The sequence below is a fragment of the Kitasatospora sp. NEAU-CNBT7 genome (assembly GCF_057220535.1).
In genome coordinates this window covers 156,904-183,104 of record NZ_JBXQQB010000008.1, presented here as the reverse complement: position 1 = coordinate 183,104, position 26,201 = coordinate 156,904, and the positions used below count along the sequence as shown (strand labels likewise).

Sequence of the window (26,201 nt, the reverse complement as noted above, 5' to 3'; positions counted from 1 at the left end):
AGCCCCGGGGGAACTCCGGCCGACGCACGGGCACGTCCACAGAGTCGAAGGACAGTTCGTGGGGGAAATCACCCGCGTCCCTCTCAGAGGAACGCGAGCATTCGCACGCCGTCTGGCGCTGACGGCGGCACTGGGCGGCCTGGTGCTCGGCACCGCCGGCCCGGCGCTGGCCGACAGCCCGTCACCCGCCGCCGCACCGGGCACACCGCTGAGGGCCGCCTCGGAGCAGGCGAAGAAGGACGGCCGGCCCGTCCCGGTCGAGTCGCTGACCACCGAGACCACCCGGACCGTCGCCAACGCCGACGGGACGTTCACCCTGACCACCAGCGTCCAGCCGGCCCGGGTGCGCAGGAACGGCGGCTGGACCGATGTGGACGCCTCGCTCGCCCGCAACGGCGACGGCACCCTCTCGCCCAGGGCCACCCCCTCGGGCCTGGTCCTGTCCGGCGGCGGCAAGGGCCCGCTGGCGACGCTGACCGACGCCAGGGGCCGCAGGCTGGCCCTGACCTTCCCGGTCGCGCTCCCCGCGCCGCAGCTGTCCGGTGACACCGCGGTGTACCCGGCCGTGCTGCCCGGGGTCGACCTCAAGGTGATCGCCTCCGACCAGGGCGGTCTGCGCGAGGTCCTGGTGGTCCACGACGCCGTGGCGGCCGCCGACCCGGCGCTGAAGACCCTGAAGCTCGCGGTCACCACCAGCAACGGGCTGGGGCTGGCCGCCGACCCGAGCGGCGCGATCACCGCGAAGGCCGCCGACGGCAGCACCGCGTTCGCCGCTCCCACCCCGGTGATGTGGGACTCCTCGACCCAGGCGCCGCCCGCCTCCGCACCGGCGCCGAAGGCCAAGTCCGCCGCGCGCGGCGCGGCCGGCGCCGACGCGGGCGCCCCCGCGGCCCCCGCGCAGCCCACCCGCTCCACCGAGCGCGAGCCCGGGACGGGCGCCAAGGTCAAGCCGATCGCGGTGACCGCGGAGCCCGGGGCGCTCACCCTGACCCCGGACACCGGCCTGCTGACCGGCCCGGACACCGTCTGGCCGCTCTACATCGACCCGTCGGTCAGCCCGGTCACCAACGGCACCAGCCACTACGCGACCGTCAAGGAGGGCTGCCCCGGGCAGACCGCCTACGACGTCGCGCAGGACAACGGCGAGGGCGTCGGCTACCAGCACTGGAACGACTGCCAGGGCCTGTACCGGTCCTTCTACCAGATCGACACCAGCAACCTGACCGCCGACATGGTGGTCTCCCGGTCGGAGTTCCACCTCACCGAGACCTACGGCGCCAGCTTCGACTGCCAGCACCAGGCCCCGGTCTCCCTGGCGACCGTCAGCGAGCTCCACTCCGACGTCGCCTGGAACCGCAACCAGCCCTGGGTCACCGGGGACGGCTGGCTCGGCGGCACGCAGTACCCGAAGAGCTCCAACATCTCCAACAAGTGCGGCAACCACGAGGCCGTCTTCGACGTCACCGGCCAGATGCAGAAGATCGTCGGCCACTACGGCAACTGGACCGTCGGCATCTTCGGCAACGAGACCAAGTCGAGCAGCAACAACGACTTCATGCGGTTCAACACCAACCCGTACGTCGTCACGGTCTTCGACATCGCCCCGAACGCCCCGGACACCATCAGTGTCAGCCCCGCCCCGCACAACCCGGACGGCAACGGCTGCGACGGCAACGCGGGCTGGATCGGCAACTCCGGCACCACCGGCAGCGTCTCCAACATCACCCTCAACGCCCGCCTCTCCACCAAGATGAGCGGGGTCAACCTGCAGGCGATGGCGCACGTCTGGGACAACATGTCCAACGACGGCAACGGCAACGCGCTGACCAAGTCGTGGCCCTGGTCGGCCACGGTCGGCAACGGCGGCACCGTGTACGACAACCTCGGCTTCACCGCCGAGGACGGCCACCTGTACGGCTGGAACATGGTCGCCACCGACGGCACCCTCACCGGCCCGTCCTCGCCGTACTGCTACTTCAAGGTCGACCTGACCCCTCCGAGCATCCCGGCCTTCACCGCCAACGCGGCCTTCCCCCCGCTCGGCGGCGACCAGGCCCCCACCGGCCACGCCGGCGACACCGGCGCCACGGTCAAGGTGACCGCCAACGACCCCGTGCCGGGCGGCTGCACCCGCGACGCCTGCATCAGCAGCGGCATCGACCGCTTCGAGTACTCGCTCGACACCAACATCCCGAGCGGTGGCACCTCGGTGGCCGCCACCCCGACCGGCGGCGGCAACGCGGGCGCCGACATCCCGATCTCGGTCAGCAGCTCCCAGTGGGGCACCCACACCCTGTTCGTCCGCGCCGTCGACAAGGCCGGCAACACCCAGGGCACCGTGGGCCAGTACTCCTTCTTCGCCCCGTGGAACCCGAACGCCAAGGTCGCTCCCGGTGACCTCGACGGCGACGGCGTGCCGGACCTGGCCGCCACCACCACCGACGGCAACCTCGCGCTGATCCGCGGCGGCGGCCCGGCCGACACCACCGAGACCGTCTCCACCCCGGCCAAGAGCCCCGACGGCACCGGCTGGAACAACTACCTGATCGCCCACCGCGGCACGCTGACCGCGTCCATGGTCGACGACCTGTTCGCGTTCAACAAGAACACCCACAACCTGTACATCTACGCCAACGACGCCAACACCCCCGGCGGCACCTCGGGCCACTTCACGCTGACCCAGAACGTGGTCAACGTCAGGAACTCCGACTCCTGCCCGGCCAAGGGCTCGGACGGCACCTGGAACAAGGTCACCCAGATCCTGGCGCCCGGCAAGCTCTCCCAGATGGCCGACGTGCCCGACCTGATCACGGTCGACGACAAGGAACTCTGGTACTACCCGGGCACCTACCAGGGCGGCTGCAACCTCGCCGAGGGCGTGAAGATCGGCACCGGCGACTGGACCAACACCACCCTGATCGCCCCCGGCACGGTCGACGGCGTCCCCGCGCTGTGGGCCCGGGAGAACACCACCGGAGCGATCACCAGCTACCCGCTCACCTTCGACGCCAACGGCGTTCCCACCACCAGCATCACCGCCCCCGCCGGGTCGTTCCTGACCTCGGGCGTCAAGGACGCCGCGGGCAAGAACATGTGCGCGGACATCAGCAACGGGAAGACCGACAACGGCACCCCGGTCCAGCTGTGGAACTGCAACACGACCAACCCGCAGAAGTTCCTGCTCGGCTCCGACAACTCGATCCACGTCCTCGGCAAGTGCGTGGACGCGGCCGGCGGCGGCAAGGACAACAACACCCCGGTCCAGCTGTACGACTGCAACGGCACCGCCGCCCAGCAGTGGGTCTCCGGCCCGAACGGCCTGCTGAAGAACCCGAACTCCGGCCGGTGCCTGGCCGACCCCGCCGCGTTCAACACCCCCGGCACCCAGCTCATCCTGTGGGACTGCCTCGACGGCCACGCCGAGCAGAACTGGGCGGCCACCAACGGCAACGTGCTGCCCGCGACCCAGTCGGCACTCGCCCCCGGCGCCGCCGCCGCGGCCTTCCCCGGCATCGGCTCGCCCGGTGACGTCAACGGCGACGGCTACCCGGACCTGTACACCATCACGGGCAACGGCAAGATCATGCTCCGGGCCGGTGTGAAGCCGCCGGCCGGCCCGACGGACCGCTGGAAGCTCACCGACACCACCGACGCCGTCAACCCCGACCACGGGCTGACGCTGACCGGCTCGGCGGCCTTCATCAAGGACCGGACGCACGGCAAGGTGCTCAGCCTGACCTCGCCGAACGACTCGGCCACCACCTCCGGCCCGGTGGTCGACACCTCCAAGAGCTACACCGTCTCGGCCTGGGCCTACCTGACCGGCACCGCCGACTACGCCACCGTGGCCGGCCAGTCCGGCAGCAACGTGAACGCCTTCTACCTGCAGTACTCGAAGGCCTTCAACGCCTGGGCCTTCGTCAGCCCGGCCATCGACTCGGCCAGCCCCGGCAGCTACCCCGCGGTGTTCGCGGGCACCCCGCCGGTCCTCAACCGGTGGACCCACCTGGTCGGCAGCTACGACGCCGCGACCAAGGCGATGAGCCTGTACGTCGACGGCAACCTGGTCGCCACCGGCACCAACCCCTCCGCCTGGGCCGCGGGCGGCCCGCTGGTGATCGGCAACGCCAAGAACGGCAACCCGTTCCCGGGGCGGATCAGCGACGTCCAGACCTGGACCGGCGCACTCACCCCGAACGCGGTCCGTGCCGTGTACTCGGGCGCCGCACAGTTCGCACCGGTGCAGACGCTGGGCCACCTCAACCAGCCCACCGACCGCTGGAAGCTCACCGACCCCGCGGACTCGGTCCGGCCCGCCAACGGCCTGACCCTGCAGGGCGGCGCGTCCTTCACCGGCGACCCGGCCCGCGGCACGGTGCTCTCCGTGCCGGGCACCAACGGCGCGGTCGCGGCCACGGCCGGCCCGGTGGTGGACACCTCCAAGAGCTACACCGTCTCGGCCTGGGCCTACCTGACCGGCACCGGCGGCTACGCCACCGTGGCCGGCCAGTCCGGCAGCAACGCGAGCGCCTTCTACCTGCAGTACTCGAAGGCCTTCAACGCCTGGGCCTTCGTCAGCCCGGCCATCGACTCGGCCAGCCCCGGCAGCTACCCGGCCGCGTTCGCGAGCACCCCGCCGGCCCTCAACCGGTGGACCCACCTGGTCGCCGTCTACAACGCGGCCGACAGGTCGATGAGCCTCTACGTCGACGGCGTACTGGCGGGCTCGGCCACCAACCCGTCCGCCTGGGCCGCAGGCGGCCCGCTCACGATCGGGAACGCCAGGAACGAGAACCCGTTCGCCGGCCGGATCAGTGACGTCCAGACCTGGAACAGCGCCCTGACCCCGGCCGCGGTCGCCCTGCTCGACAGCAGCGACCAGGCCGTCCCGGTCCAGATCGGCTGACCCGGACGGACCGGAAACCCGTGGGGCCCGCCGCGATCGCTCGCGGCGGGCCCCACTGCCGTGTCCGGCGGGACTACTCGACCGTGACGGACTTCGCCAGGTTGCGCGGCTGGTCCACCTCGTGGCCCTTGGCGGTGGCCAGCTCGCAGGCGAAGACCTGCAGCGGCACCGTCGAGACCAGCGGCTGGAGCAGCACCGGGGTGACCGGGATGCGGATCAGGTGGTCGGCGTACGGCGCGACCGCCTCGTCACCCTCCTCGGCGATCACGATGGTGCGCGCGCCGCGGGCCCGGATCTCCTGGATGTTGGAGACGATCTTGTCGTGCAGGATCGACCGGCCGCGCGGCGACGGGACGACCACCACGACCGGCAGCCCCTCCTCGATCAGCGCGATCGGGCCGTGCTTGAGCTCGCCCGCCGCGAAGCCCTCGGCGTGCATGTACGCCAGCTCCTTGAGCTTGAGCGCACCCTCCAGGGCCACCGGGAAGCCGACGTGGCGGCCGAGGAACAGCACCGACTTGGCGTCCGCCAGCGAGCGGGCCAGCTCACGGACCGGCTCCATGGTCTCCAGGACCTGCTCGACCTGCTTCGGCGCGTCGGAGAGCTCGCGGATCACCGCGGAGATCTCGTCGCCCCACTTGGTGCCGCGCACCTGGCCCAGGTACAGCGCGACCAGGTAGCAGGCCACCAGCTGGGTCAGGAACGCCTTGGTGGAGGCGACCGCGACCTCGGGGCCGGCGTGGGTGTAGAGCACGGCGTCGGACTCGCGCGGGATGGTCGAGCCGTTGGTGTTGCAGATCGCCAGCACCTTGGCGCCCTGCTCGCGGGCGTGCCGCAGGGCCATCAGGGTGTCCATGGTCTCGCCGGACTGCGAGATCGCGACGACCAGGGTGCGGTCGTTCATGATCGGGTCGCGGTAGCGGAACTCGGAGGCGACCTCGACCTCGCACGGGATCCGGGTCCAGTGCTCGATCGCGTACTTGGCGATCATGCCGGCGTGGAACGCGGTGCCGCAGGCCACGATGACGACCTTGTCGACCTCGCGCAGCACCTGGTCCGGGATCCGCAGCTCGTCCAGGGTCAGCCGGCCGTCGGTGCCGATCCGGCCCAGCAGGGTGTCGGCGACCGCCTTCGGCTGCTCGGCGATCTCCTTGAGCATGAAGTAGTCGTAGCCGCCCTTCTCGGCGGCGGAGGCGTCCCAGTCGACGTGGTACTCGCGCACCTCGGCGGGGGTGCCGTCGAAGTTGGTGATGGTCACCCCGCCGTGGCGCAGCTCCACGACCTGGTCCTGGCCGAGCTCGATCGCCTCGCGGGTGTGCGCGATGAAGGCGGCGACGTCCGAGGCGAGGAAGTTCTCGCCCTCGCCGCGGCCGACCACCAGCGGCGAGTTGCGGCGGGCGCCGACCACCACGTCGGGGGCGTCGGCGTGCACCGCGACCAGGGTGAAGGCGCCGTCCAGCTGGCGGCAGACCACCCGCATGGCCTCGGCCAGGTCGCCGTCGTACGCCTCGCCGAGCAGGTGGGCGACCACCTCGGTGTCGGTCTCCGAGCGCAGGGTGTGGCCGCGCTCGGCGATCGCCGCCCGCAGCTGGGCGAAGTTCTCGATGATGCCGTTGTGGACGACCGCGACCCGCCCGGTGTCGTCCAGGTGGGGGTGGGCGTTGGCGTCCGTCGGACCGCCGTGGGTGGCCCACCGGGTGTGGCCGATGCCCGTGGTGCCGGCCGCGAGAGGGGTCTCGGCCAGCGACTTCTGAAGGTTGGCGAGCTTCCCGGCCCGCTTGTCCGTGGCAAGGCTCCACTGCCCGTCGGAGCCCTGCGTCTGCACCGCCACACCGGCCGAGTCGTACCCGCGGTACTCCAGCCGCTGCAGACCTGCGATCACTACGTCCAGGGCCTGCTGGGGCCCTACATATCCAACAATTCCGCACATGTGCGCCAGCATATGCGGGCAGGCGTTCCCCTCCGTTCACGGCTGCCTCCCCGACGGGTGACCGACACCACAGCACCCGCCCGGCCCCGCACGGCCCACAATGGAGGATGTGCTGACCGAACTCTGTACCCGGGGCGCTCCCGCCACCCCCACCCCGTCCCCGTACGTGGACCTGGACCGGGCGGAGTGGAGTGCCCTGCGCGAGCGGACCCCGCTCCCCCTGACCGCCGAGGAGGTCGAGCGGCTGCGCGGCCTCGGCACCGCCCTCGACCTCGACGAGGTCCGGGACGTCTACCTGCCGCTGTCCCGGCTGCTGAACCTCTACATCCACGCCACCCACGAACTGCGCGGCGCGGTCGGCACCTTCCTGGACGTCGCCGACACCGAGCGGGTGCGCACCCCGTTCGTGATCGGCGTGGCCGGCTCGGTGGCGGTCGGCAAGTCCACCACCGCCCGCCTGCTGAAGGCCCTGCTGGCCCGCTGGCCGGAGCACCCGCGGGTCGAACTGGTCACCACCGACGGCTTCCTGCTGCCCAACGCGGAGCTGCGCCGCCGCGGCCTGATGGCCCGTAAGGGCTTCCCCGAGTCGTACGACCGCCGGGCGCTGATGCGCTTCGTCGCGGACGTGAAGGCCGGCAAGGAACGGGTCTCGGCACCGGTCTACTCGCACCTGGTGTACGACATCGTGCCGGACGAGCGGCTGACCGTGGAGCGTCCGGACATCCTGATCGTCGAGGGCCTGAACGTCCTCCAGCCGGCCCTGCCCGGCACCGACGGCCGCACCCGCCTCGCGGTCGCCGACTACTTCGACTTCTCGATCTACGTCGACGCCCGCACCGACGACATCGAGAGCTGGTACCTGTCGCGCTTCAAGAAGCTGCGCGACACCGCCTTCCAGGACCCGAACTCCTACTTCCGCCGCTTCACCGAGGTGCCGGAGGAGGAGGCGATGGACTACGGCCGCCAGGTCTGGCGCACCATCAACCGGCCCAACCTGCTGGAGAACGTGCTGCCCACCCGCGGCCGGGCCACCCTGGTGCTGCAGAAGGGCGCCGACCACAAGGTCCGCCGGGCGCTGCTGCGCAAGCTCTGACCCCGCGCCACCCCGAAGCACCGTCACCCCGACGCGCCCTCACCCCGAAAAGCCGTCACCCCGAAAAGCCGTCAGCGCGCCTCCCGCGGGAGGCGCGCTGACGTGCGTTCAGGACCGGACTCAGCCCAGGTGGGTGCGGACCGCCTCGGCGAGACGCTCGGCGACGGCCTTGGCCTGCACCTCGTCGGCGGCCTCCACCATCACCCGCACCAGCGGCTCGGTACCGGACGGCCGCAGCAGCACCCGGCCGGTGGCGCCCAGCTCGGTCTCGGCCTCGGAGACCGCGGCGGCCAGCTCCAGCGAGCTGGCGACCCGGGTCCGGTCGACGCCCTTGACGTTGATCAGGACCTGCGGCAGCCGGGTCATCACCTCGGCCAGCTCGGCCAGCGACTGCTTGGTCGCGGCGAGCCGGGCGCCCAGCATCAGACCGGTCAGGGTGCCGTCACCGGTGGTGGCGTGGTCCAGCAGGATCACGTGGCCGGACTGCTCGCCGCCGAGCGCGAAGCCGTGCTGCTTCATCTCCTCCAGCACGTAGCGGTCGCCGACCGCGGTCTGCACCAGGTCGATGCCCTCGCGCTCCATGGCCAGCTTGAAGCCCAGGTTGGACATCACGGTGGCGACCGCGGTGTTGCGGCGCAGCGTGCCGGCCTCGCGCATGGCGACCGCGAGGATCGCGATGATCTGGTCGCCGTCCACCTCGTTGCCGTCCGCATCGGCGGCCAGGCAGCGGTCGGCGTCGCCGTCGAGGGCGATGCCGAGGTCGGCCCGGTGCTCGCGCATGGCGGTGCGGAGCTTGTCCAGGTGGGTGGAGCCGACGCCGTCGTTGATGTTCAGGCCGTCGGGCTCGGCGCCCAGCGTGTAGACCACCTCGGCGCCGGCCCGGGCGAACGCCTCCGGGGCGACCCGGGCGGCGGCGCCGTGCGCGCCGTCGATGACGACCTTGACGCCGTCCAGGCGGTTCGGCAGCACCGCGACCAGGTGCGCGACGTAGCGGTCGAAGCCCTCGGTGTACTGGCGGACCCGGCCGACGGCGGCGCCGGTCGGGCGCTTCCAGTCCTCGTCGGTGCCGACGCCGTAGCGGTGGTAGTGCTCCTCGATGGCGTCCTCGATGGCGTCGTCCAGCTTGTGGCCGCCGCGGGCGAGGAACTTGATGCCGTTGTCGGGCATCGCGTTGTGGCTGGCGGAGAGCATCACGCCGAAGTCCGCGCCGAGCGAGCCGGTCAGGTACGCCACGGCCGGGGTGGGCAGCACGCCGACCCGGAGCACGTCCACGCCGGCGCTGGCGAGGCCCGCGATCACGGCGGCCTCCAGGAACTCCCCGGAGGCACGCGGGTCCCGCCCGACCACGGCGACCGGGCGGTGGCCGTCGAAGGCCCCCGCGTCGCCGAGCACGTGGGCTGCCGCCACCGACAGGCCCAGGGCCAGTTCCGCGGTCAGGCCCTCGTTGGCCACACCACGTACCCCATCCGTACCGAAGAGTCGTCCCATGCTTCCGTCCTTTGTCCGCCCCTGCTGGCAAATCATCGACCGCTCCCGCCTTCGTACCAGGCCCGGGGAGCACGACGCCCCGGAGTACACGAGGTACTCCGGGGCGTACGAGGCACACCCGAGGGCGCGCACCACCAGGGCGGCACGCACCCCCCGGCGCGACTAGCGCTTGCTGTACTGCGGGGCCTTGCGGGCCTTCTTGAGACCGGCCTTCTTGCGCTCGACGGCACGCGCGTCACGCATCAGGAAGCCGGCCTTCTTCAGGGCGGCGCGGTTGTTGTCCACGTCGGCCTCGTTCAGGGCGCGGGCCACGCCGAGGCGCAGCGCGTAGGCCTGACCGGAGACGCCGCCACCCGCGATGCGGGCCACGACGTCGTAGCGGCCGTCGAGCTCGAGGAGCTTGAACGGCTCGTTCACGGTCTGCTGGTGCACCTTGTTGGGGAAGTAGTTCTCCAGGGTGCGGCCGTTGATCTTCCACTTGCCGGTGCCGGGGACGATGCGCACGCGGGCGATCGCCTCCTTGCGGCGGCCGAGGCCGGCGCCCGGGGTGGCCTCGCCGAAGCGGCCGGCCAGCGACTCAGTGCTGTACTCGGTCTCGGAGGTGTACTCGTCGACGTTCTCGTCGAACTCGACCTCGAGGGTGTTCTCGATGGCAGTCTCGGCCACGGTGTTCCTCAGCTCCTGCTGTTCAGTGATGGGGTTGGGTGGCCGGAATTACTGCGCGACCTGGGTGATCTCGAACGGCACCGGCTGCTGCGCAGCGTGCGGGTGCTGGTCGCCCGAGTAGACCTTCAGCTTGGAGAGCATCTGGCGGCCCAGGCTGTTCTTGGGGAGCATGCCCTTGATGGCCTTCTCGACGGCCTTCTCGGGGTTCTTGTCGAGCAGCTCGTCGTAGCGGACCGAGCGGAGACCGCCCGGGAAGCCGCTGTGGCGGTACGCCAGCTTCTGGGTCTTCTTGTTACCCGAGAGGTGCACCTTGTCAGCGTTGATGATGATGACGAAGTCACCGGTGTCAACGTGCGGCGCGTAGATCGCCTTGTGCTTGCCTCGCAGGATGGAGGCGGCCTGGGAGGCCAGGCGGCCGAGCACGACGTCGTTCGCGTCGATGACGTGCCACTGACGCTGGACGTCGCCGGGCTTGGGGCTGTACGTACGCACGGTCGTAGCCTTCGCTTTTCAGTGAGTGTGTCCTTGACAGGAGCACGCTGGACGAGGAGATCAGCCTTGCCCGCTCTGGACGCAATTCAGAGGAGGGCCGCTGAACATCGGCCTGGTGTCTCCGGCGTACCGACCTCTCACGTGAGATGGAGCGAGCCAATACGCACAACAAGGGCCCAGACTACCGGCCCGGCACGCACGGGTCAAAAACGCCCGGCGCCCCGGCCGGCGCCCCGCTCAGCGCTCCCGCACCACCCGGGTCTCGTCCCAGACCGGCTCCGGCGCCTCGTAGACCCGCCCGTCCGAACCGAACACCAGGAAGCGGTCGAAGCTGCGGGCGAACCAGCGGTCGTGGGTGACGCACAGCACGGTCCCGTCGAACGACTCCAGCCCCTCCTGCAGCGCCTCCGCGCTCTCCAGGTCCAGGTTGTCGGTCGGCTCGTCCAGCAGCAGCGCGGTGACGCCGGACAGCTCCAGCTTGAGGATCATCAGCCGGGCCTGCTGGCCGCCGGAGAGCGACTCGAACTTCTGCTCCTCCTGCCGGTCCAGCTCGTAGCGGCGCAGCACGCCCATCGCGGCGCCGCGGCTGAGCGCGTGCTCCTCCTCCACGATCGAGCGCACGGTGCGGCCGAACAGCTCGGGGTGGGCGTGGGTCTGCCGGAAGTGGCCGGGCACCACCCGGGCGCCGAGCTTCCAGGTACCGGAGTGCTTCACCGTCCCGTCGCCGGCCAGCATCCGCAGGAAGTGCGACTTGCCGGAGCCGTTGGAGCCGAGCACCGCGACCCGCTCGCCGTAGAAGACCTCCAGGTCGAAGGGCTTCATCAGGCCGGTCAGCTCCAGGCCCTCCAGGGTGAGCGCCCGCACGCCGGTGCGGCCGCCCTTGAGCCGCATGGTGATCGACTGCTCGCGCGGCGGCTCCTCCGGGCGGCCGGCCTCCTCGAACTTCTTCAGCCGGGTCTGCGCGGCCGCGTAGCGGGTGGCCAGCGCGTGGCTGACCGAGGCCGCCTGGCGCAGGTTGACCACCAGCTTCTTCAGCTTGGCGTGCTCCTCGTCCCAGCGGCGGCCGAGCTCCTCGAAGCGGGCGAAGCGCTCCTTGCGGGCCTCGTGGAAGGACTCGAAGCCGCCGCCGTGCACCCAGACGCTGCTGCCGCCGCCGCCGAAGCCGGCCTCGACACTGATGATCTTGTCGGCGGCGCGGGACAGCAGCTCGCGGTCGTGCGAGATGAACAGCACGGTCTTGGAGCTGGCCTTGATGGCCTCCTCCAGCCAGCGCTTGCCGGGCACGTCCAGGTAGTTGTCCGGCTCGTCGAGCAGCAGCACCTCGTCCGGGCCGCGCAGCAGCGACTCCAGCACCAGGCGCTTCTGCTCGCCGCCGGAGAGCGTGTTCAGCCCGCGGAACTGCGCCCGGTCGAAGGGCATCCCGAGCGCCGCCGTGGTGCAGACGTCCCAGTCGGTCTCGTAGTCGTACCCGCCGACGTCCGCCCAGTCGGACAGCGCCTGGGCGTACGCCATCTGGGTCTTCTCGTCCTCCTGCGCCATCATCGCCAGCTCGGCGGCGTCCACCGCCCGGGCGGCGACCGCGATCCGCTGCGGGGCGACGGAGACCAGCAGGTCCCGCACCGAGGCGTCGGCCGGCAGCGCGCCGGGCGTCTCGCGCAGGTCCTCGCGGCCGGTGGTGCCGACGAACTGCCGCATCACGCCGAGGCCGCCGCTGACCGTGACGGTGCCGCCGTGCGGCTGCACGTCGCCCGCGATCATGCGCAGCAGGGTGGTCTTGCCGGCGCCGTTGGCGCCGACCAGGGCGACCGCGGCGCCCTCACCGACCCGGAAGGACGCGTCGTCGAACAGCACCCGTCCGTCCGGCAGGTAGTACTCCAGGTGCGAAATCTCGACGTGTCCCATGGTCCGGATTGTGCCAAGCCGGGGGCCGTGGGCCCAAACGGATTAGCTCGTCGGACCCGGATCAGCCCTCGGTGCCGGGCAGCGTCCGCATCCGCCGGGCCGCCCGGTTGCGCTCCGCCAGCTGGTCGTCGGCGGGGTAGCCGACCTCCTCCAGCGTCAGCCCGTACGGCCGGATCACGTTGACCGCGGAGTTGCGCACCCCGCCGCGCAGCACCTCGCCGGGGAACTCCACCGGCCGGTGCCCGTCGCCGACCAGCAGCATCGCGCCGACCAGCGCCCGCACCATGTTGTGGCAGAAGGCGTCGGCCCGGACGGTGGCCACCGCGAGGCTGCCCTCCTGGGTGGCGTAGCCGTCCACCGGCACCCGGTCCCAGCGCAGCTCCAGCAGGGTGCGGATGGTGGTGGCGCCCTCGCGCTTCTTGCAGTACGCGGCGAAGTCGTGCTCGCCGACCAGCAGCCGGGCCGCCTCGTTCATCTTCTCGATGTCCACCGGGCGGTCGTGCCAGAGCACGTGGCCGCGCAGCAGTGGGTCCACCCCGCCGGGGTGGTCGGCGACCCGGTAGGCGTACCGGCGCCAGATCGCCGCGAACCGGGCGTCGAAGCCGCTCGGCGCCTCGCCCACCCGGAAGATCCGGATGTCCGCGGGCAGCCGGCCGGCCAGCCGTCGAAGCAGCTTCTCGCCGTGCCCGGCCCACAGCTCCTGCGGCAGGTCGACGTGGGCGACCTGGCCGCGGGCGTGCACCCCGGCGTCGGTCCGGCCGGCCACGGTCAGGTCGTAGGTCCGTTCGCTGCGGGTGACGATCCGCAGCGCGTCCTCGATCTCGCCCTGCACCGTGCGCCGCCCGGGCTGCCGCGCCCAGCCGGAGAACTCACCGCCGTGGTACGCCAGGTCGAGCCGGATCCGGACGTGGCCCTCGGCCGGGCCGTCCTGCTGCTGCGACGCCTGCGGCGCCTGCTCGCAATCCTTGAGCACTGCTGAATCTCCCCAGATCCGGACAGGAAACGGGCCCGCTCCCCCATCGCTGGGAGAACGGGCCCGGAATCACACCTGGCGGTGTCAGGCGTTCTCGACCTCAGTGGTCTCGTCGGCCTTCGCCTCGGCGGCCTGGTCGGCCTCCTTGACGGCGCGCTTGGTGGCGCCCTCGGCCTCGCCGACGGCGGTCTGCGCGACGGTCAGGCCCTCGACCAGCTCGATCACGGCCATCGGGGCGTTGTCGCCACGACGGGGACCGATCTTGGTGATGCGGGTGTAGCCACCCGGGCGGTTCTCGTAGCGCGGCGCGATCTCGGTGAAGAGGGTGTGCAGCACCGAGACGTCGGTGATGGTCTTGCGCACCAGGCGACGGTTGTGGATGTCGCCCTTCTTCGCCTTGGTGATCAGCTTCTCCGCCAGCGGGCGCATCCGACGGGCCTTGGCCTCGGTCGTGGTGATGCGGCCGTACTGGAACAGCTCCCGGCACAGACCGGCGAGCAGCAGCGGCTCGTGGTGCGGGCCGCCGCCGAGGCGGGCACCCTTGGTGGGACGCGGCATGGATTACTCCTTGAATCTCCGACTGCGGCCGTGTCAGGTACCGCAGCGGGCGGCCGGGCACTGTTGCCCGGACGGCTTGTGTGCATTGAAGCGGGGGCGGTCCGCGAGGGGCCGCCCCCGTCCCAAACTCTTAGTACTGCTCGGTCTCCGCGTAACCCGCGTCGTCCAGGTCGTCGGCGCCGAAGGCGTCGGCGGCGGCGGTCGGGTCGAATCCGGGCGGGCTGTCCTTGAGGGCCAGGCCCATGCCGGCCAGCTTCGCCTTGACCTCGTCGATCGACTTCGCACCGAAGTTGCGGATGTCGAGCAGGTCGGCCTCGGAGCGGGCGACGAGCTCACCCACGGTGTGGATGCCCTCGCGCTTGAGGCAGTTGTACGACCGAACGGTGAGCTCCAGCTCCTCGATCGGCAGCGCCAGGTCGGCGGCCAGGGCGGCGTCCGTCGGGGACGGGCCCATGTCGATGCCCTCGGCGTCGACGTTCAGCTCGCGGGCGAGACCGAACAGCTCGACCAGGGTCTTGCCGGCCGAGGCCATGGCGTCACGCGGGCGCATGGCGGGCTTGGTCTCGACGTCGACGATCAGCTTGTCGAAGTCGGTCCGCTGCTCGACACGGGTGGCCTCGACCTTGTAGGTGACCTTCAGCACGGGGCTGTAGATCGAGTCGACCGGGATCCGGCCGATCTCCTGGCCGGAGGCCTTGTTCTGGACCGCGGAGACGTAGCCGCGACCGCGCTCGACGGTCAGCTCCATCTCCAGCTTGCCCTTGCCGTTCAGGGTGGCGAGGACCAGCTCGGGGTTGTGCACCTCGACACCGGCCGGGGGCGCGATGTCGGCGGCGGTGACCACACCCGGGCCCTGCTTGCGCAGGTACATCACGACCGGCTCGTCGTGCTCCGAGGAGACGACCAGCTGCTTGATGTTGAGGATGAGGTCGGTGACGTCCTCCTTGACGCCCGGCACGGTGGTGAACTCGTGCAGGACACCGTCGATCCGGATGCTGGTGACAGCAGCGCCGGGGATCGAGGAGAGGAGCGTACGGCGGAGCGAGTTGCCGAGGGTGTAGCCGAAGCCCGGCTCCAGCGGCTCGATCACGAACCGGGAGCGGAATTCGTCGACGACCTCTTCGGTCAGCGAGGGACGCTGAGCGATCAGCATGTTTTCAGATCCTCCAGTTGTCTTCGGCACCCACTATTTGATGCCGAACAGAACCAAGCGTACGGGGTCCCGCGCGAAACGGGACCCCGTACGAGGTTTAAAGCACCCGCGTGCCCGAAGGCGCTCCCGCCGAGCCGAAGGGCGCGCCGAGATCGAAAGGGACGAACGACAAGCGACGCAGGAGCGCCGACGTGTGGGCCCCTCCTGCCCGTTGCCGGGCAAGGAGGGCGAACGTCGATCTCGGATCGAGAGCGCCCGGAGGCGAGGCGGGGAAAGCTGCGTCAGACGCGGCGGCGCTTCGGCGGACGGCAGCCGTTGTGCGGGGTGGGGGTGACGTCCTGGATCGAGCCGACCTCCAGGCCGGTGGCCTGGAGCGAACGGATCGCGGTCTCGCGGCCGGAGCCCGGACCCTTCACGAAGACGTCGACCTTGCGCATGCCGTGCTCCTGCGCACGACGCGCGGCGGCCTCGGCGGCCATCTGCGCGGCGAACGGGGTGGACTTGCGCGAGCCCTTGAAGCCGACGTGGCCGGCAGAGGCCCAGGAGATCACGTTGCCCGAGGGGTCGGTGATCGAAACGATGGTGTTGTTGAACGTGCTCTTGATGTGGGCGTGCCCGTGAGCGACGTTCTTCTTCTCCTTGCGGCGGATCTTCTTCGCGCCGGCAGCCTGACGACCCTTGGGGGGCATAAGTCTGTTCTCCTACTGAGGTGGTCGGTCCGCTAACCCGCGGGCCGGAGGGATGTCCGGTTACGGGACGGACTACTTCTTGCCCGGCTTCTTCTTGCCGGCAATCGCGCGACGCGGGCCCTTGCGGGTACGCGCGTTGGTGTGGGTGCGCTGACCGCGGACGGGCAGGCCACGGCGGTGACGCAGACCCTCGTAGCAGCCGATCTCGACCTTGCGGCGGATGTCGGCGGCCACCTCACGGCGGAGGTCACCCTCGACCTTGTAGTTGGCGTCGATGTACTCGCGCAGCTTGACGAGGTCGTCCTCGGAGATGTCGCGGACGCGGACGTCCGGGCTCACACCGGTCTCGGCCAGCGTCTGCTGGGCGCGGGTACGGCCGATGCCGTAGACGTAGGTAAGGGCGATCTCGATCCGCTTCTCACGGGGGAGATCAACGCCGGCGAGGCGTGCCATTCATGGCTCCTGTGGTTCTTCAGAGGTCTTACGGGGTACCTACTCCAACACCTCTCGGCGAGGGAGCCCCGGCCTCTGACCGGGGGTGGCAGTCCGTCCCGCGAGGGGGACGGATCGGGCAGCCCGCGTTATGACGTTGTGCGCGTCGCGCGAAGTACTACGAGAAATGCTGGGGAGAGATCAGCCCTGGCGCTGCTTGTGGCGCAGGTTGTCGCAGATCACCATGACCCGGCCGTGACGGCGGATCACCTTGCACTTGTCGCAGATCTTCTTGACGCTCGGCTTGACCTTCATGGTTCAGGTTCTCCGGGTCTAGATCTGACAGGTTCTTACTTGTACCGGTAGACGATCCGGCCGCGAGTCAGGTCGTAAGGGCTGAGCTCCACGACAACCCGGTCGTCCGGGAGGATACGGATGTAGTGCATCCGCATCTTGCCGCTGATGTGCGCGAGGACCTTGTGACCGTTCTGCAGCTCGACCTTGAACATGGCGTTCGGAAGAGACTCGATCACGGTGCCCTCGATCTCAATGGCGCCTTGCTTCTTTGCCATGAACTGCGAGATCCACCTTCCGGGGCCGGCTACCGCATGCGGCACGCTCGTGCGAGCCTGGGTCCACCCCAACCCTCACGGGAAGAGGGCGTGCCGAAGCACGCTACGAGTGAGCCGACGCATCAGTCTACGTCAGGCAGCAACCCGACGCCAAAACGATGCCGACCGGTCACGCTCAGTACGTGACGCCCGCCACCATCGGCTCGACCACCGCGGTGCAGGAGGCACAGCGGCGGGCCGCCTGCGGGATCTCGGTCAGGCACTCCGGGCAGGGGCGCTTCGGGGTCTTCGGCTTCTTCGGCAGGTACCGGGCGCTCGCCTTGGTGACCGGCAGCACCACGCAGAAGTACAGCACCGCGGCGGTCATCACGAACGCGATCAGCACGTTCAGGAACTGCCCGTACGGGAAGGTGACCCCGGCCACGGTGAACCGGTAGCTGCTGAAGTCGCCGGCCGCGCCGACCACCACACCGACCAGCGGGGTGAGGAACGCGGACACGAAGCCGGTCACGACACCGGTGAAGGCGGCACCGATGACGACACCGACCGCCATGTCGATCACGTTGCCGCGCATCATGAAGTCGCGGAAGCCCTTGAGCACTGCTCGCCCCTTGTGTTGTGGTGGCCGTCAAACGCCGGAGCCTAGCGAAAAGTCCGCCAGTGTCAAAATAGGACAAAGGGCCTGGAGGCAGAAGCCTCCAGGCCCTGACGCCGCACCGGTCAGGCCAGCGGGTCCGGAGCTGCGGTGATGCCCAGCTTGGCGAGTTCGGCCCGGCCGCCGTCGAAGGCGGTCAGCACCAGCGGGCCCTGCTCGGTGACGGCGACCGAGTGCTCCCAGTGCGAGGCCCAGGTGCCGTCGTCGGTGACGACCGTCCAGTCGTCCTCCAGCACCGTGGTGTGCGGCGTGCCGAGGCCCACCATCGGCTCGATCGCCAGCACGGTGCCCGGGATCAGCTTGGGGCCCTTGCCGCGGCCGGCCACGTAGTTCAGCACGTGCGGCTCCATGTGCATCGCGGTGCCGATGCCGTGGCCGCCGTACCCCTCGGTGATGCCCCACTTGCCCTTGGGCGGCAGCGGCTGGCGGCGGATGTAGCCCTCGATCGCGCGGGAGACGTCGACCAGCCGGTTGCCCTTCTTCATCTGGGCGATGCCGGCCCACATCGAGCCCTCGGTCACCCGGCTCAGCAGGGCGTGCTCCGGCTTGACCTCGCCGACCGGGACGGTGATGGCGGCGTCGCCGTGCCAGCCGTCCACGATCGCGCCGCAGTCGATCGAGATCAGGTCGCCCTCCTGGAGCACCCGCTCGCCGGGGATGCCGTGGACCACCTCGTTGTTCACCGAGGCGCAGATCACGCCCGGGAACCACAGACCGCCGTGGTGCGCGCGGAAGTTCGAGGTGGCGCCGTGGTCGGCGATCACCTTCGCCGCGATGTCGTTGAGCTCCTGGGTGGTCACACCCGGGGCGACCGCCTCCCGGCAGGCCTTGAGCGCTTCGGCGACGACCAGCCCGGCCGTCCGCATCTTCGCGATCTGCTCGGGGGTCTTGATCTCCACCATCCGGTCACGCCTTCCACTGTTCGTCGCGCACCCGGTCCTTGCCGGGCGGCCGTGCACCTACCACCGTACGACGCCGCAAACGGCCGGGGCGCCCCGTGCGGGGCGCCCCGGCCGTCTCACTGGCCCTGCGAGGACGCTCAGGCGTCCTTGTTCTTCTCCAGCGCGGCGATCGCCCGCGCGGTGACCTCGTCCACCTTGCCGAGGGCCGGGATGGTCACCAGCAGGCCCTGCTGCGCGTAGTAGTCGATGATCGGCTCGGTCTCCGTGTGGTAGACCTCCAGCCGGGTCCGCACCTTGTCCTCGGTGTCGTCCGGACGCTGGTACAGCTCGCCGCCGCACTCGTCGCAGACGCCCTCCTCCTTCGACGGGTTGTAGACCACGTGGTAGACGTGGCCCCCGTCGTTGCGGCAGAGCCGGCGACCGGCGATCCGGTTGACGACCTCGTCCTCCGGCACCTCCAGGTCCAGCACGCCGTCCAGGGAGATGGCCTGCTCGGCCAGGAACTCGTCCAGGGCCTTGGCCTGGCCGATGTTCCGCGGGAAGCCGTCGAGCAGGAAGCCGCCCGCGGCGTCCGCCTGGAGCATCCGGTCCTTGGCCATCCCGATGGTGACCTCGTCCGGTACCAGACGGCCCTCGTTCATGTACGCCTTGGCCTCGAGCCCCAGCGGGGTGCCCTGGCTGATGTTGGCGCGGAACAGGTCTCCGGTGGAGATGTGCGGGATGGACAGGGTCTTGGCCAGGACGTGCGCCTGAGTACCCTTCCCGGCCCCGGGAGGCCCGACGAGGACGATTCGCATCAGCGGAGGAACCCTTCGTAGTTACGCTGCTGGAGTTGGCTCTCGATCTGCTTGACAGTTTCGAGGCCCACGCCGACGACGATGAGGACGCTGGTGCCGCCGAACGGGAAGTTGGTCTGCTGTCCGAAGGCGACCAGGGCGATCATCGGGATCAACGCGATCAGACCCAGGTAGAGCGAACCCGGCCACGTGATACGGGTGAGCACGTAGTTCAGGTACTCGGCCGTCGGTCGGCCGGCCCGGATACCCGGGATGAACCCACCATACTTCTTCATATTGTCGGCAACTTCTTCGGGGTTGAAGGAGATGGCCACGTAGAAGAAGGCGAAGAACACGATCAGCACGAAGTACGTGACCATGTAGATCGGGTGGTCGCCCTTGACGAAGTTGGTCCGGATCCAGGTCGCCCAGCCGGCCTGGCTGTTGGTGAGCTGGACCACCAGCGCCGGGATGTAGAGCAGCGAGGACGCGAAGATGACCGGGATCACACCCGCCTGGTTGACCTTGAGCGGGATGTAGGTCGAGGTCCCGCCGAACGCCTTCCGGCCGATCATGCGCTTCGCGTACTGCACCGGGATCCGGCGCTGGGCCTGCTCCACGAAGATGACCAGGCCGACCACGACGATGCCGACCGCGATGACCGCGAAGAACTCGACCCAGCCGCCGCCGATGGTGCCGGACTGCTTGATCGCCCACATCGAACCGGGGAAGCCGGCCGCGATCGAGGTGAAGATCAGGATGGACATGCCGTTGCCGATGCCGCGGTCGGTGATCAGCTCGCCGAGCCACATGATCACCGTGGTGCCGGCGGTCATCACGATCACCATGGTGGCGATCCGGAAGACGGACTGGTCCGGCACGACCTGGTCGGCGTAGGCGCAGCCACTGAACAGGGCGCCGCTGGAGGCCGTCGCGACGATGCCGGTGCCCTGGAGCACGGCGAGCGCGATGGTCAGGTAGCGGGTGTACTGGGTGATCTTCGCGGTACCGGCCTGCCCCTCCTTCTTCAGCGCCTCGAGCCGCGGGATCACCACGGTCAGGAGCTGGAGGATGATGCTGGCCGTGATGTACGGCATGATCCCGAGCGCGAAGATCGTCAGCTGGAGCAGCGCGTTACCACTGAAGAGGTTCACCAGGGCGAACAGGCCGCCCGGCTTGTCCTGCAGACACTGGTTCACGGCGACAAAGTTGACGCCCGGTACGGGAATGTGCGCGCCCGCCCTGAACAGCACCATGATGCCCAGCGTGAACAGCAGCTTCTTGCGCAGGTCGGGCGTCTGGAACGCCCGCGCGAACGCACTGAGCACGGTGCCTCCTGCGCCTCCCGCACATCGTCGGCGGGAGGGTCGGTCCTGAATGGGGAGAGTGGATTGCGAGCCCCGGTAGGGGCCGGCACAGGCAAGCCTGGCGCCAGCGTACAAGGGAACTCCACGGACTCTAACAGTGCACGGGCATCAGGCAGAAGCTTGAGCCGCCGCTCCACCACTGACGGGGGACGGCTTGCCCGGTTTTGGCACACAATTCGCCCACAAATACAGCGAGCCCCGCACCCCCCTTTCGGGAAGTGCGGGGCTCGGTGGTCAGCAGGCTCAGAGGAGCTCGGTGACGGTGCCGCCGGCGGCGGTGATCTTCTCGGCCGCGGAGCCGGAGACGGCGTCGACCGTCACCTGCAGCGCCACCGCGATGTCGCCCTGGCCGAGGACCTTGACGAGCTCGTTCTTGCGAACGGCGCCCTTCGCGACCAGGTCGGCCACGGTGACCTCGCCACCCTGCGGGTAGAGCTCGGCCAGCTTGTCCAGGTTCACGACCTGGAACTGCTTGTGGGCCGGGTTCTTGAAGCCCTTCAGCTTCGGCAGGCGCATGTGGAGGGGCATCTGGCCACCCTCGAAGCGCTGCGGAACCTGGTAGCGGGCCTTGGTGCCCTTGGTACCACGACCTGCGGTCTTACCCTTGGAACCCTCACCACGACCCACACGGATCTTGGCGGTCTTGGCACCCGGGGCAGGCTTCAGGTTGTGGACCTTCAGCGGATTGTCCGCCATGTCAGTCAACCTCCTCGACCGTGACGAGGTGACGGACAGTCTGGGCCATCCCGCGGATCTCGGGACGGTCCTCCTTCACGACCACGTCGTTCATCCGCTTGAGACCAAGCGAACGAAGGGTTTCACGGTGGTTCTGCTTGCTACCGATGTAGGACTTGGTCTGCGTGATCTTGAGGCGAGCCATCAGGCGCTCACCCCAGCAGCACGCGCCCGCAGCAGAGCGGCGGGAGCCACGTCCTCCAGCGGCAGGCCACGGCGGGCGGCGATCTCCTCGGGGCGCACGAGGCCCTTCAGAGCAGCCACGGTGGCGTGCACGATGTTGATCGCGTTGTCCGAGCCGAGCGACTTCGACAGGATGTCGTGAACGCCGGCGCACTCCAGGACGGCACGCACCGGGCCACCGGCGATAACACCGGTACCGGGGGACGCCGGCTTCAGCAGCACGACGCCGGCGGCCTTCTCGCCCTGGATCGGGTGCGGGATGGTGCCCTGGATACGGGGGACCTTGAAGAAGTTCTTCTTGGCCTCCTCAACGCCCTTGGCGATGGCGGCCGGAACCTCCTTCGCCTTGCCGTATCCGACACCCACGGTGCCGTCACCGTCGCCCACCACGACCAGCGCGGTGAAGCTGAAACGACGACCACCCTTGACAACCTTGGCGACACGGTTGATCGCTACGACGCGCTCAACGTAAGCGGTCTTCTCGACGGCGGGAGCGTTGCCCCGGTCGTCACGCTTACGGTCACGCCGCTCGCCACCGCCGGTGCCGCCGCCGGCGCCGCTACCGCGGCGCTGGGGTCCAGCCATTGGAATTACCTCTCTCGATTACGTCCGTCGACTAGGCCGACGAGCGGGCTTAGAAGTCGAGCCCGGCCTCACGGGCCGCGTCCGCCAGGGCGGCGATGCGGCCGGCGTACCGGTTGCCCGCGCGGTCGAAGACGACCGACTCGATGCCGGCGGCCTTGGCGCGCTCGGCGACCAGGCTTCCGACCTTCTTGGCCAGCTCGGTCTTGTCGCCCTCGTTGCCACGGATGGACACGTCGAGGGTGGACGCCGACGCCAGGGTGTGACCCTTGGCGTCGTCGATGACCTGGGCGACCATGTGACGGTTCGAGCGCGTCACAACGAGGCGCGGACGCACCTCGGTGCCGACGACGCGCTTGCGAACGCGGATGGCGCGGCGCTTGCGGGCGGCGTTCTTGTAGGCGTTGCCCTTGCCGATCTTGACAGAGACGCTCATCGCTTACTTACCACTCTTTCCGACCTTGCGGCGGATGACCTCGCCCGCGTACTTGACGCCCTTGGCCTTGTACGGGTCAGGCTTGCGCAGCTTGCGGATCTTGGCCGAAACCTCGCCGACCAGCTGCTTGTCGATCCCGTCCACGTGGAACTTGGTGGGCGACTCGACCACGAAGGAGATGCCCTCCGGGGCCTCGATCAGGATCGGGTGGCTGTAGCCGAGCTGGAACTCCATGGCGGAGCCCTTCGCAGCGACTCGGTAACCAACACCGCTGATCTCCAGCGACTTGCGGTAGCCCGCGGTCACGCCGGTGATCATGTTCGCCACCAGCGTCCGCGACAGGCCGTGCAGGGCCTTCGACTGACGCTCGTCGTTCGGGCGGGAGACGAGCAGAGTGCCGTCCTCGCCCTTGCCGATCTCGATCGGCGCGGCGACGACGTGGGTGAGGGAGCCCTTGGGGCCCTTCACCGACACCTCGCGGCCATCGATGGTGACGTCCACGCCGGCGGGAACCGGGATGGGCAGCCGTCCAATGCGAGACATTGCTGTACCTCCGTTTCCCGAATTACCAGACGTAGGCGAGAACTTCTCCGCCTACGCCCTTCTTGGCGGCCTGCTTGTCGGTGAGGAGACCCGAGGACGTGGAGATGATCGCCACGCCCAGGCCGCCGAGCACCTTCGGCAGGTTGGTGGACTTTGCGTAAACACGCAGACCCGGCTTGCTGATGCGCTTGATGCCGGCAATGGAGCGCTCACGGTTCGGGCCGAACTTGAGCTCGATGGTCAGCTTCTTGCCGACCTCGCCCTCAACCGGCTCCTCAACCTTGTAGGAGGAGATGTACCCCTCCTGCTGCAGGATCTCGGCGACGTGCGCCTTGATCTTGCTGGCCGGCATCGCCACGGTGTCGTGGTACGCCGAGTTCGCGTTACGCAGACGCGTGAGCATGTCTGCGATGGGGTCGGTCATGGTCATGATGGCCTCAGGCCTCTCTCGCCACAGTTTCTCCGCGCCAGGTCCCCCTCCGCGCACTCGCAAAAGAGTGCGAAAGGGGCACAAGCGCAGGGGACTTGCGGCGTAGTAAGACTGGGTGCGAGCCCTCGTGAGAGAGCCGCGAGCACCTATAGGAGATGCCGCGGCAGGGGGCCCGACCCCACCACCTTACGGGATTCCGAACGGAGACCCAAAAGTGGGGGGCCGGGCACCACTGCGTCGCGTAGCTGTGTGCCTAGCGCGCCCGGATTACCAGGAGCTCTTGGTCACACCCGGCAGCTCGCCGCGGTGCGCCATCTCACGGAGGCACACACGGCACAGGCCGAACTTGCGGTAGACAGAGTGCGGACGACCGCACCGCTGGCAACGGGTGTAGGCCCGCACGCCGAACTTCGGCTTGCGCTCGGCCTTTGCGATCAGGGCCTTCTTCGCCATGCTCACGCCTCCTTGAACGGGAAGCCCAGGGCACGCAGCAGCGCCCGGCCTTCATCGTCGGTCTGAGCGGTGGTCACGACGGTGATGTCCATACCGCGCTGACGGTCGACCTTGTCCTGGTCGATCTCGTGGAACATGACCTGCTCGGTGAGACCGAAGGTGTAGTTGCCACGGCCGTCGAACTGCTTGGGCGAGAGGCCGCGGAAGTCACGGATACGCGGCAGCGCCAGCGACACCAGACGGTCCACGAACTCCCACATGCGGTCACCACGGAGGGTGACGTGGGCGCCGATCGGCTGGCCCTCGCGCAGCTTGAACTGCGCGATGGACTTGCGGGCCTTGGTCACGGCCGGCTTCTGGCCGGTGATCGCGGTCAGGTCCTTGATCGCGCCCTCGATCAGCTTGCTGTCACGGGCCGCCTCGCCGACACCCATGTTGACCACGACCTTGACCAGGCCGGGGATCAGCATGACGTTCTCGTACGAGAACTGCTCGTGCAGCTGGCCCTTGATCTCGGAGTTGTAACGCTCCTTGAGGCGGGGGGCCACCTTCTCAACAGTCGTCTCAGACATCAGATGTCCTCACCGGTCCGCTTGGCAACGCGGATCTTGTTGCCCTCGTCGTCGAAGCGGTAACCAACGCGGGTGACGACCTTCTTGCCGTCCTTCTCAACGACCAGCTGGACGTTGGAGACGTGCACGGGAGCCTCGACGGTGACGATGCCACCCTGGGTGCCCGGGCCCGGCTTGGTGTGCTTCTTGACCCGGTTCACACCCTCGACGAGGACCTTGTTCTCGGCGGGCATGGCCTGGATGACCTTGCCCTGCTTGCCGCGGTCCTTGCCGGTGATGACCTGAACCAGGTCACCCTTCTTGATCTTCATGCTGTTCGCCATGGGTTAGAGCACCTCCGGCGCCAGCGAGATGATCTTCATGAACTTCTTGTCACGCAGCTCGCGGCCCACCGGGCCGAAGATGCGGGTGCCACGGGGGTCACCGTCGGTGTTCTTCAGAACGACCGCAGCGTTCTCGTCGAAACGGATGTACGAGCCATCCGGACGACGACGCTCCTTGACGGTGCGAACGATGACGCACTTGACGACGTCACCCTTCTTCACCGAACCGCCGGGGATCGCGTCCTTGACGGTGGCGACGATGACGTCCCCGATACCGGCGTAGCGGCGACCGGAGCCACCGAGAACACGGATGCAAAGGATCTCCTTGGCACCAGTGTTGTCGGCGACGCGCAGTCGCGACTCCTGCTGGATCACAGCTTTCTCCTGATCGTCAACGAGAGTCGACGGGCCGGCCGCTGCTCACTCGATCGTCTCTCGACATCGAGCACATACGGCCGTACCACATCGGCTTCGTTACTTGGCCTTCTCGAGGATCTCGACGACGCGCCAGCGCTTCGTCGCGGACAGCGGGCGGGTCTCCATCAGGAGGACCCGGTCGCCGATGCCGCAAGCGTTCTGCTCGTCGTGCGCCTTCAGCTTGTTCGTACGGCGGATGACCTTGCCGTACAGAGCGTGCTTGACGCGGTCCTCGACGGCGACGACGACGGTCTTGTCCATCTTGTCGCTGACGACGAGACCCTCACGGGTCTTGCGGAAACCGCGCGTCTCGTTGGTGTTCTCAGTCATCAGGCGCTCTCCACCGTCTCGATGCCCAGCTCGCGCTCGCGCATCAGGGTGTAGATCCGCGCGATGTCCTTACGGACGAGCTTGAGCCGTCCGTGGTTGTCGAGCTGCCCGGTCGCCGCCTGGAAGCGGAGGTTGAACAGCTCCTCCTTGGCCTCGCGGAGCTTGGCAACGAGACCCTCGTTGTCCAGCTCGCGCAGCTCAGCAGCCTTGGTGCCGGCCGACATCAGCTCTCACCTGCCTCGCGCCGGACAATCCGGCACTTCATCGGGAGCTTGTGAGCTGCGCGGGTCAGCGCCTCACGAGCCACCTTCTCGTTGGGGTACGACAGCTCGAACATGACCCGACCCGGGTGCACGTTCGCGATCCACCACTCGGGCGAACCCTTACCGGAACCCATGCGGGTCTCGGCCGGCTTCTTGGTGAGCGGGCGGTCCGGGTAGATGTTGATCCAGACCTTGCCACCACGGCGGATGTGACGGGTGATCGCGATACGAGCGGACTCGATCTGACGGTTCGTCACGTAGGCCGGGGTGACGGCCTGGATGCCGTACTCGCCGAACGCGAGCTCGGTGCCACCCTTGGCAGCGCCACGGCGCTTGGGGTGGTGCTGCTTGCGGTGCTTGACCCTACGAGGGATCAGCAT

General features: G+C 69.1%; 31 protein-coding genes. 2 read left to right on the top strand and 29 right to left on the bottom strand.

The window, feature by feature from the left end; all coding sequences use genetic code 11:
* Positions 1-58 precede the first annotated feature (58 nt).
* Positions 59-4,906, top strand: coding sequence for a LamG-like jellyroll fold domain-containing protein (locus AC2TEW_RS13860; RefSeq protein ID WP_484623640.1), 4,848 nt, complete (start codon positions 59-61; stop codon positions 4,904-4,906).
* Between the two features lie 73 nt (positions 4,907-4,979).
* Here AC2TEW_RS13860 and glmS read toward each other — a convergent pair whose 3' ends face one another.
* On the bottom strand, positions 4,980-6,836 hold the full coding sequence (gene glmS, locus AC2TEW_RS13855) for a glutamine--fructose-6-phosphate transaminase (isomerizing) (RefSeq protein ID WP_484623639.1): 1,857 nt from the start codon (positions 6,834-6,836) through the stop codon (positions 4,980-4,982).
* Positions 6,837-6,936: 100 nt separating this feature from the next.
* On the opposite strand from glmS, the gene coaA reads away from it, so the two are divergent.
* Complete coding sequence (gene coaA, locus AC2TEW_RS13850; RefSeq protein WP_484623638.1) at positions 6,937-7,929, top strand: type I pantothenate kinase; 993 nt, start codon at positions 6,937-6,939, stop codon at positions 7,927-7,929.
* Between the two features lie 120 nt (positions 7,930-8,049).
* Here coaA and glmM read toward each other — a convergent pair whose 3' ends face one another.
* The 28 genes from glmM to rplP all read right to left on the bottom strand — a co-directional run bounded on the left by glmM (position 8,050) and on the right by rplP (position 26,201).
* Entirely contained in the window at positions 8,050-9,417 is a 1,368-nt protein-coding gene (glmM, locus tag AC2TEW_RS13845) for a phosphoglucosamine mutase (protein WP_033824210.1), read from the bottom strand.
* A gap of 162 nt (positions 9,418-9,579) precedes the next feature.
* The gene (gene rpsI, locus AC2TEW_RS13840; RefSeq protein WP_035981606.1) at positions 9,580-10,083 is read right to left on the bottom strand and encodes a 30S ribosomal protein S9; all 504 of its coding nucleotides are present in this window, start codon (positions 10,081-10,083) and stop codon (positions 9,580-9,582) included.
* A 48-nt stretch (positions 10,084-10,131) separates the two neighbouring features.
* On the bottom strand, positions 10,132-10,575 hold the full coding sequence (rplM, locus tag AC2TEW_RS13835) for a 50S ribosomal protein L13 (RefSeq protein ID WP_033824211.1): 444 nt from the start codon (positions 10,573-10,575) through the stop codon (positions 10,132-10,134).
* A 237-nt stretch (positions 10,576-10,812) separates the two neighbouring features.
* Complete coding sequence (locus AC2TEW_RS13830; RefSeq protein WP_484623637.1) at positions 10,813-12,477, bottom strand: ABC-F family ATP-binding cassette domain-containing protein; 1,665 nt, start codon at positions 12,475-12,477, stop codon at positions 10,813-10,815.
* Between the two features lie 61 nt (positions 12,478-12,538).
* Positions 12,539-13,450: a tRNA pseudouridine(38-40) synthase TruA gene (gene truA / locus AC2TEW_RS13825; RefSeq protein ID WP_484623636.1), complete on the bottom strand. Its 912-nt coding sequence runs from the start codon at positions 13,448-13,450 to the stop codon at positions 12,539-12,541.
* A gap of 84 nt (positions 13,451-13,534) precedes the next feature.
* Positions 13,535-14,008 (bottom strand): 50S ribosomal protein L17, encoded by a 474-nt coding sequence (gene rplQ / locus AC2TEW_RS13820; protein ID WP_033824214.1) that lies wholly within the window; start codon positions 14,006-14,008, stop codon positions 13,535-13,537.
* 130 nt (positions 14,009-14,138) lie between these two features.
* Entirely contained in the window at positions 14,139-15,161 is a 1,023-nt protein-coding gene (locus AC2TEW_RS13815; RefSeq protein WP_033824215.1) for a DNA-directed RNA polymerase subunit alpha, read from the bottom strand.
* 281 nt (positions 15,162-15,442) lie between these two features.
* Positions 15,443-15,850 (bottom strand): 30S ribosomal protein S11, encoded by a 408-nt coding sequence (gene rpsK / locus AC2TEW_RS13810; protein WP_014136257.1) that lies wholly within the window; start codon positions 15,848-15,850, stop codon positions 15,443-15,445.
* A gap of 72 nt (positions 15,851-15,922) precedes the next feature.
* Positions 15,923-16,303 carry a 30S ribosomal protein S13 gene (rpsM, locus tag AC2TEW_RS13805; protein ID WP_033824216.1) on the bottom strand — a complete coding sequence of 127 codons (381 nt, stop codon included), beginning with the start codon at positions 16,301-16,303 and terminating at the stop codon, positions 15,923-15,925.
* A 180-nt stretch (positions 16,304-16,483) separates the two neighbouring features.
* On the bottom strand, positions 16,484-16,597 hold the full coding sequence (rpmJ, locus tag AC2TEW_RS13800; protein WP_003956441.1) for a 50S ribosomal protein L36: 114 nt from the start codon (positions 16,595-16,597) through the stop codon (positions 16,484-16,486).
* 35 nt (positions 16,598-16,632) lie between these two features.
* On the bottom strand, positions 16,633-16,854 hold the full coding sequence (gene infA, locus AC2TEW_RS13795) for a translation initiation factor IF-1 (protein WP_003956442.1): 222 nt from the start codon (positions 16,852-16,854) through the stop codon (positions 16,633-16,635).
* A 175-nt stretch (positions 16,855-17,029) separates the two neighbouring features.
* Positions 17,030-17,455, bottom strand: coding sequence for a large conductance mechanosensitive channel protein MscL (gene mscL / locus AC2TEW_RS13790; protein WP_484623635.1), 426 nt, complete (start codon positions 17,453-17,455; stop codon positions 17,030-17,032).
* 119 nt (positions 17,456-17,574) lie between these two features.
* The gene (gene map / locus AC2TEW_RS13785; protein WP_484623634.1) at positions 17,575-18,411 is read right to left on the bottom strand and encodes a type I methionyl aminopeptidase; all 837 of its coding nucleotides are present in this window, start codon (positions 18,409-18,411) and stop codon (positions 17,575-17,577) included.
* A gap of 137 nt (positions 18,412-18,548) precedes the next feature.
* Positions 18,549-19,208: an adenylate kinase gene (locus AC2TEW_RS13780; RefSeq protein ID WP_033824219.1), complete on the bottom strand. Its 660-nt coding sequence runs from the start codon at positions 19,206-19,208 to the stop codon at positions 18,549-18,551.
* Positions 19,208-20,515, bottom strand: a complete 1,308-nt coding sequence (gene secY / locus AC2TEW_RS13775; RefSeq protein WP_484623633.1) for a preprotein translocase subunit SecY — start codon at positions 20,513-20,515, stop codon at positions 19,208-19,210. Before secY ends, AC2TEW_RS13780 begins: the two co-directional genes overlap by 1 nt.
* Before the next feature lie 282 nt (positions 20,516-20,797).
* Positions 20,798-21,250, bottom strand: a complete 453-nt coding sequence (gene rplO, locus AC2TEW_RS13770; protein ID WP_035981609.1) for a 50S ribosomal protein L15 — start codon at positions 21,248-21,250, stop codon at positions 20,798-20,800.
* Position 21,251: 1 nt separating this feature from the next.
* Positions 21,252-21,434 carry a 50S ribosomal protein L30 gene (gene rpmD, locus AC2TEW_RS13765; RefSeq protein WP_033824221.1) on the bottom strand — a complete coding sequence of 61 codons (183 nt, stop codon included), beginning with the start codon at positions 21,432-21,434 and terminating at the stop codon, positions 21,252-21,254.
* Positions 21,434-22,057 (bottom strand): 30S ribosomal protein S5, encoded by a 624-nt coding sequence (rpsE, locus tag AC2TEW_RS13760; RefSeq protein ID WP_033824222.1) that lies wholly within the window; start codon positions 22,055-22,057, stop codon positions 21,434-21,436. The genes rpmD and rpsE overlap by 1 nt, the downstream gene beginning before the upstream one ends.
* A gap of 49 nt (positions 22,058-22,106) precedes the next feature.
* Positions 22,107-22,490, bottom strand: a complete 384-nt coding sequence (gene rplR / locus AC2TEW_RS13755) for a 50S ribosomal protein L18 (RefSeq protein WP_035981611.1) — start codon at positions 22,488-22,490, stop codon at positions 22,107-22,109.
* Positions 22,491-22,493: 3 nt separating this feature from the next.
* The gene (gene rplF / locus AC2TEW_RS13750; RefSeq protein ID WP_033824223.1) at positions 22,494-23,033 is read right to left on the bottom strand and encodes a 50S ribosomal protein L6; all 540 of its coding nucleotides are present in this window, start codon (positions 23,031-23,033) and stop codon (positions 22,494-22,496) included.
* Between the two features lie 22 nt (positions 23,034-23,055).
* On the bottom strand, positions 23,056-23,463 hold the full coding sequence (gene rpsH / locus AC2TEW_RS13745) for a 30S ribosomal protein S8 (RefSeq protein WP_033824224.1): 408 nt from the start codon (positions 23,461-23,463) through the stop codon (positions 23,056-23,058).
* Between the two features lie 267 nt (positions 23,464-23,730).
* Complete coding sequence (locus tag AC2TEW_RS13740; protein WP_030263476.1) at positions 23,731-23,916, bottom strand: type Z 30S ribosomal protein S14; 186 nt, start codon at positions 23,914-23,916, stop codon at positions 23,731-23,733.
* A 2-nt stretch (positions 23,917-23,918) separates the two neighbouring features.
* Positions 23,919-24,488, bottom strand: coding sequence for a 50S ribosomal protein L5 (gene rplE, locus AC2TEW_RS13735; protein WP_033824225.1), 570 nt, complete (start codon positions 24,486-24,488; stop codon positions 23,919-23,921).
* A complete protein-coding gene (gene rplX / locus AC2TEW_RS13730; protein WP_030055828.1) occupies positions 24,488-24,799 on the bottom strand; it encodes a 50S ribosomal protein L24 in 312 nt (103 codons plus the stop codon). The genes rplE and rplX overlap by 1 nt, the downstream gene beginning before the upstream one ends.
* A 15-nt stretch (positions 24,800-24,814) precedes the next feature.
* Positions 24,815-25,186 carry a 50S ribosomal protein L14 gene (rplN, locus tag AC2TEW_RS13725; RefSeq protein WP_030263487.1) on the bottom strand — a complete coding sequence of 124 codons (372 nt, stop codon included), beginning with the start codon at positions 25,184-25,186 and terminating at the stop codon, positions 24,815-24,817.
* Between the two features lie 99 nt (positions 25,187-25,285).
* Complete coding sequence (gene rpsQ, locus AC2TEW_RS13720; RefSeq protein WP_033824226.1) at positions 25,286-25,558, bottom strand: 30S ribosomal protein S17; 273 nt, start codon at positions 25,556-25,558, stop codon at positions 25,286-25,288.
* Positions 25,558-25,782 (bottom strand): 50S ribosomal protein L29, encoded by a 225-nt coding sequence (rpmC, locus tag AC2TEW_RS13715; protein WP_030393300.1) that lies wholly within the window; start codon positions 25,780-25,782, stop codon positions 25,558-25,560. Before rpmC ends, rpsQ begins: the two co-directional genes overlap by 1 nt.
* Positions 25,782-26,201: a 50S ribosomal protein L16 gene (gene rplP, locus AC2TEW_RS13710; protein ID WP_033824227.1), complete on the bottom strand. Its 420-nt coding sequence runs from the start codon at positions 26,199-26,201 to the stop codon at positions 25,782-25,784. The genes rpmC and rplP overlap by 1 nt, the downstream gene beginning before the upstream one ends.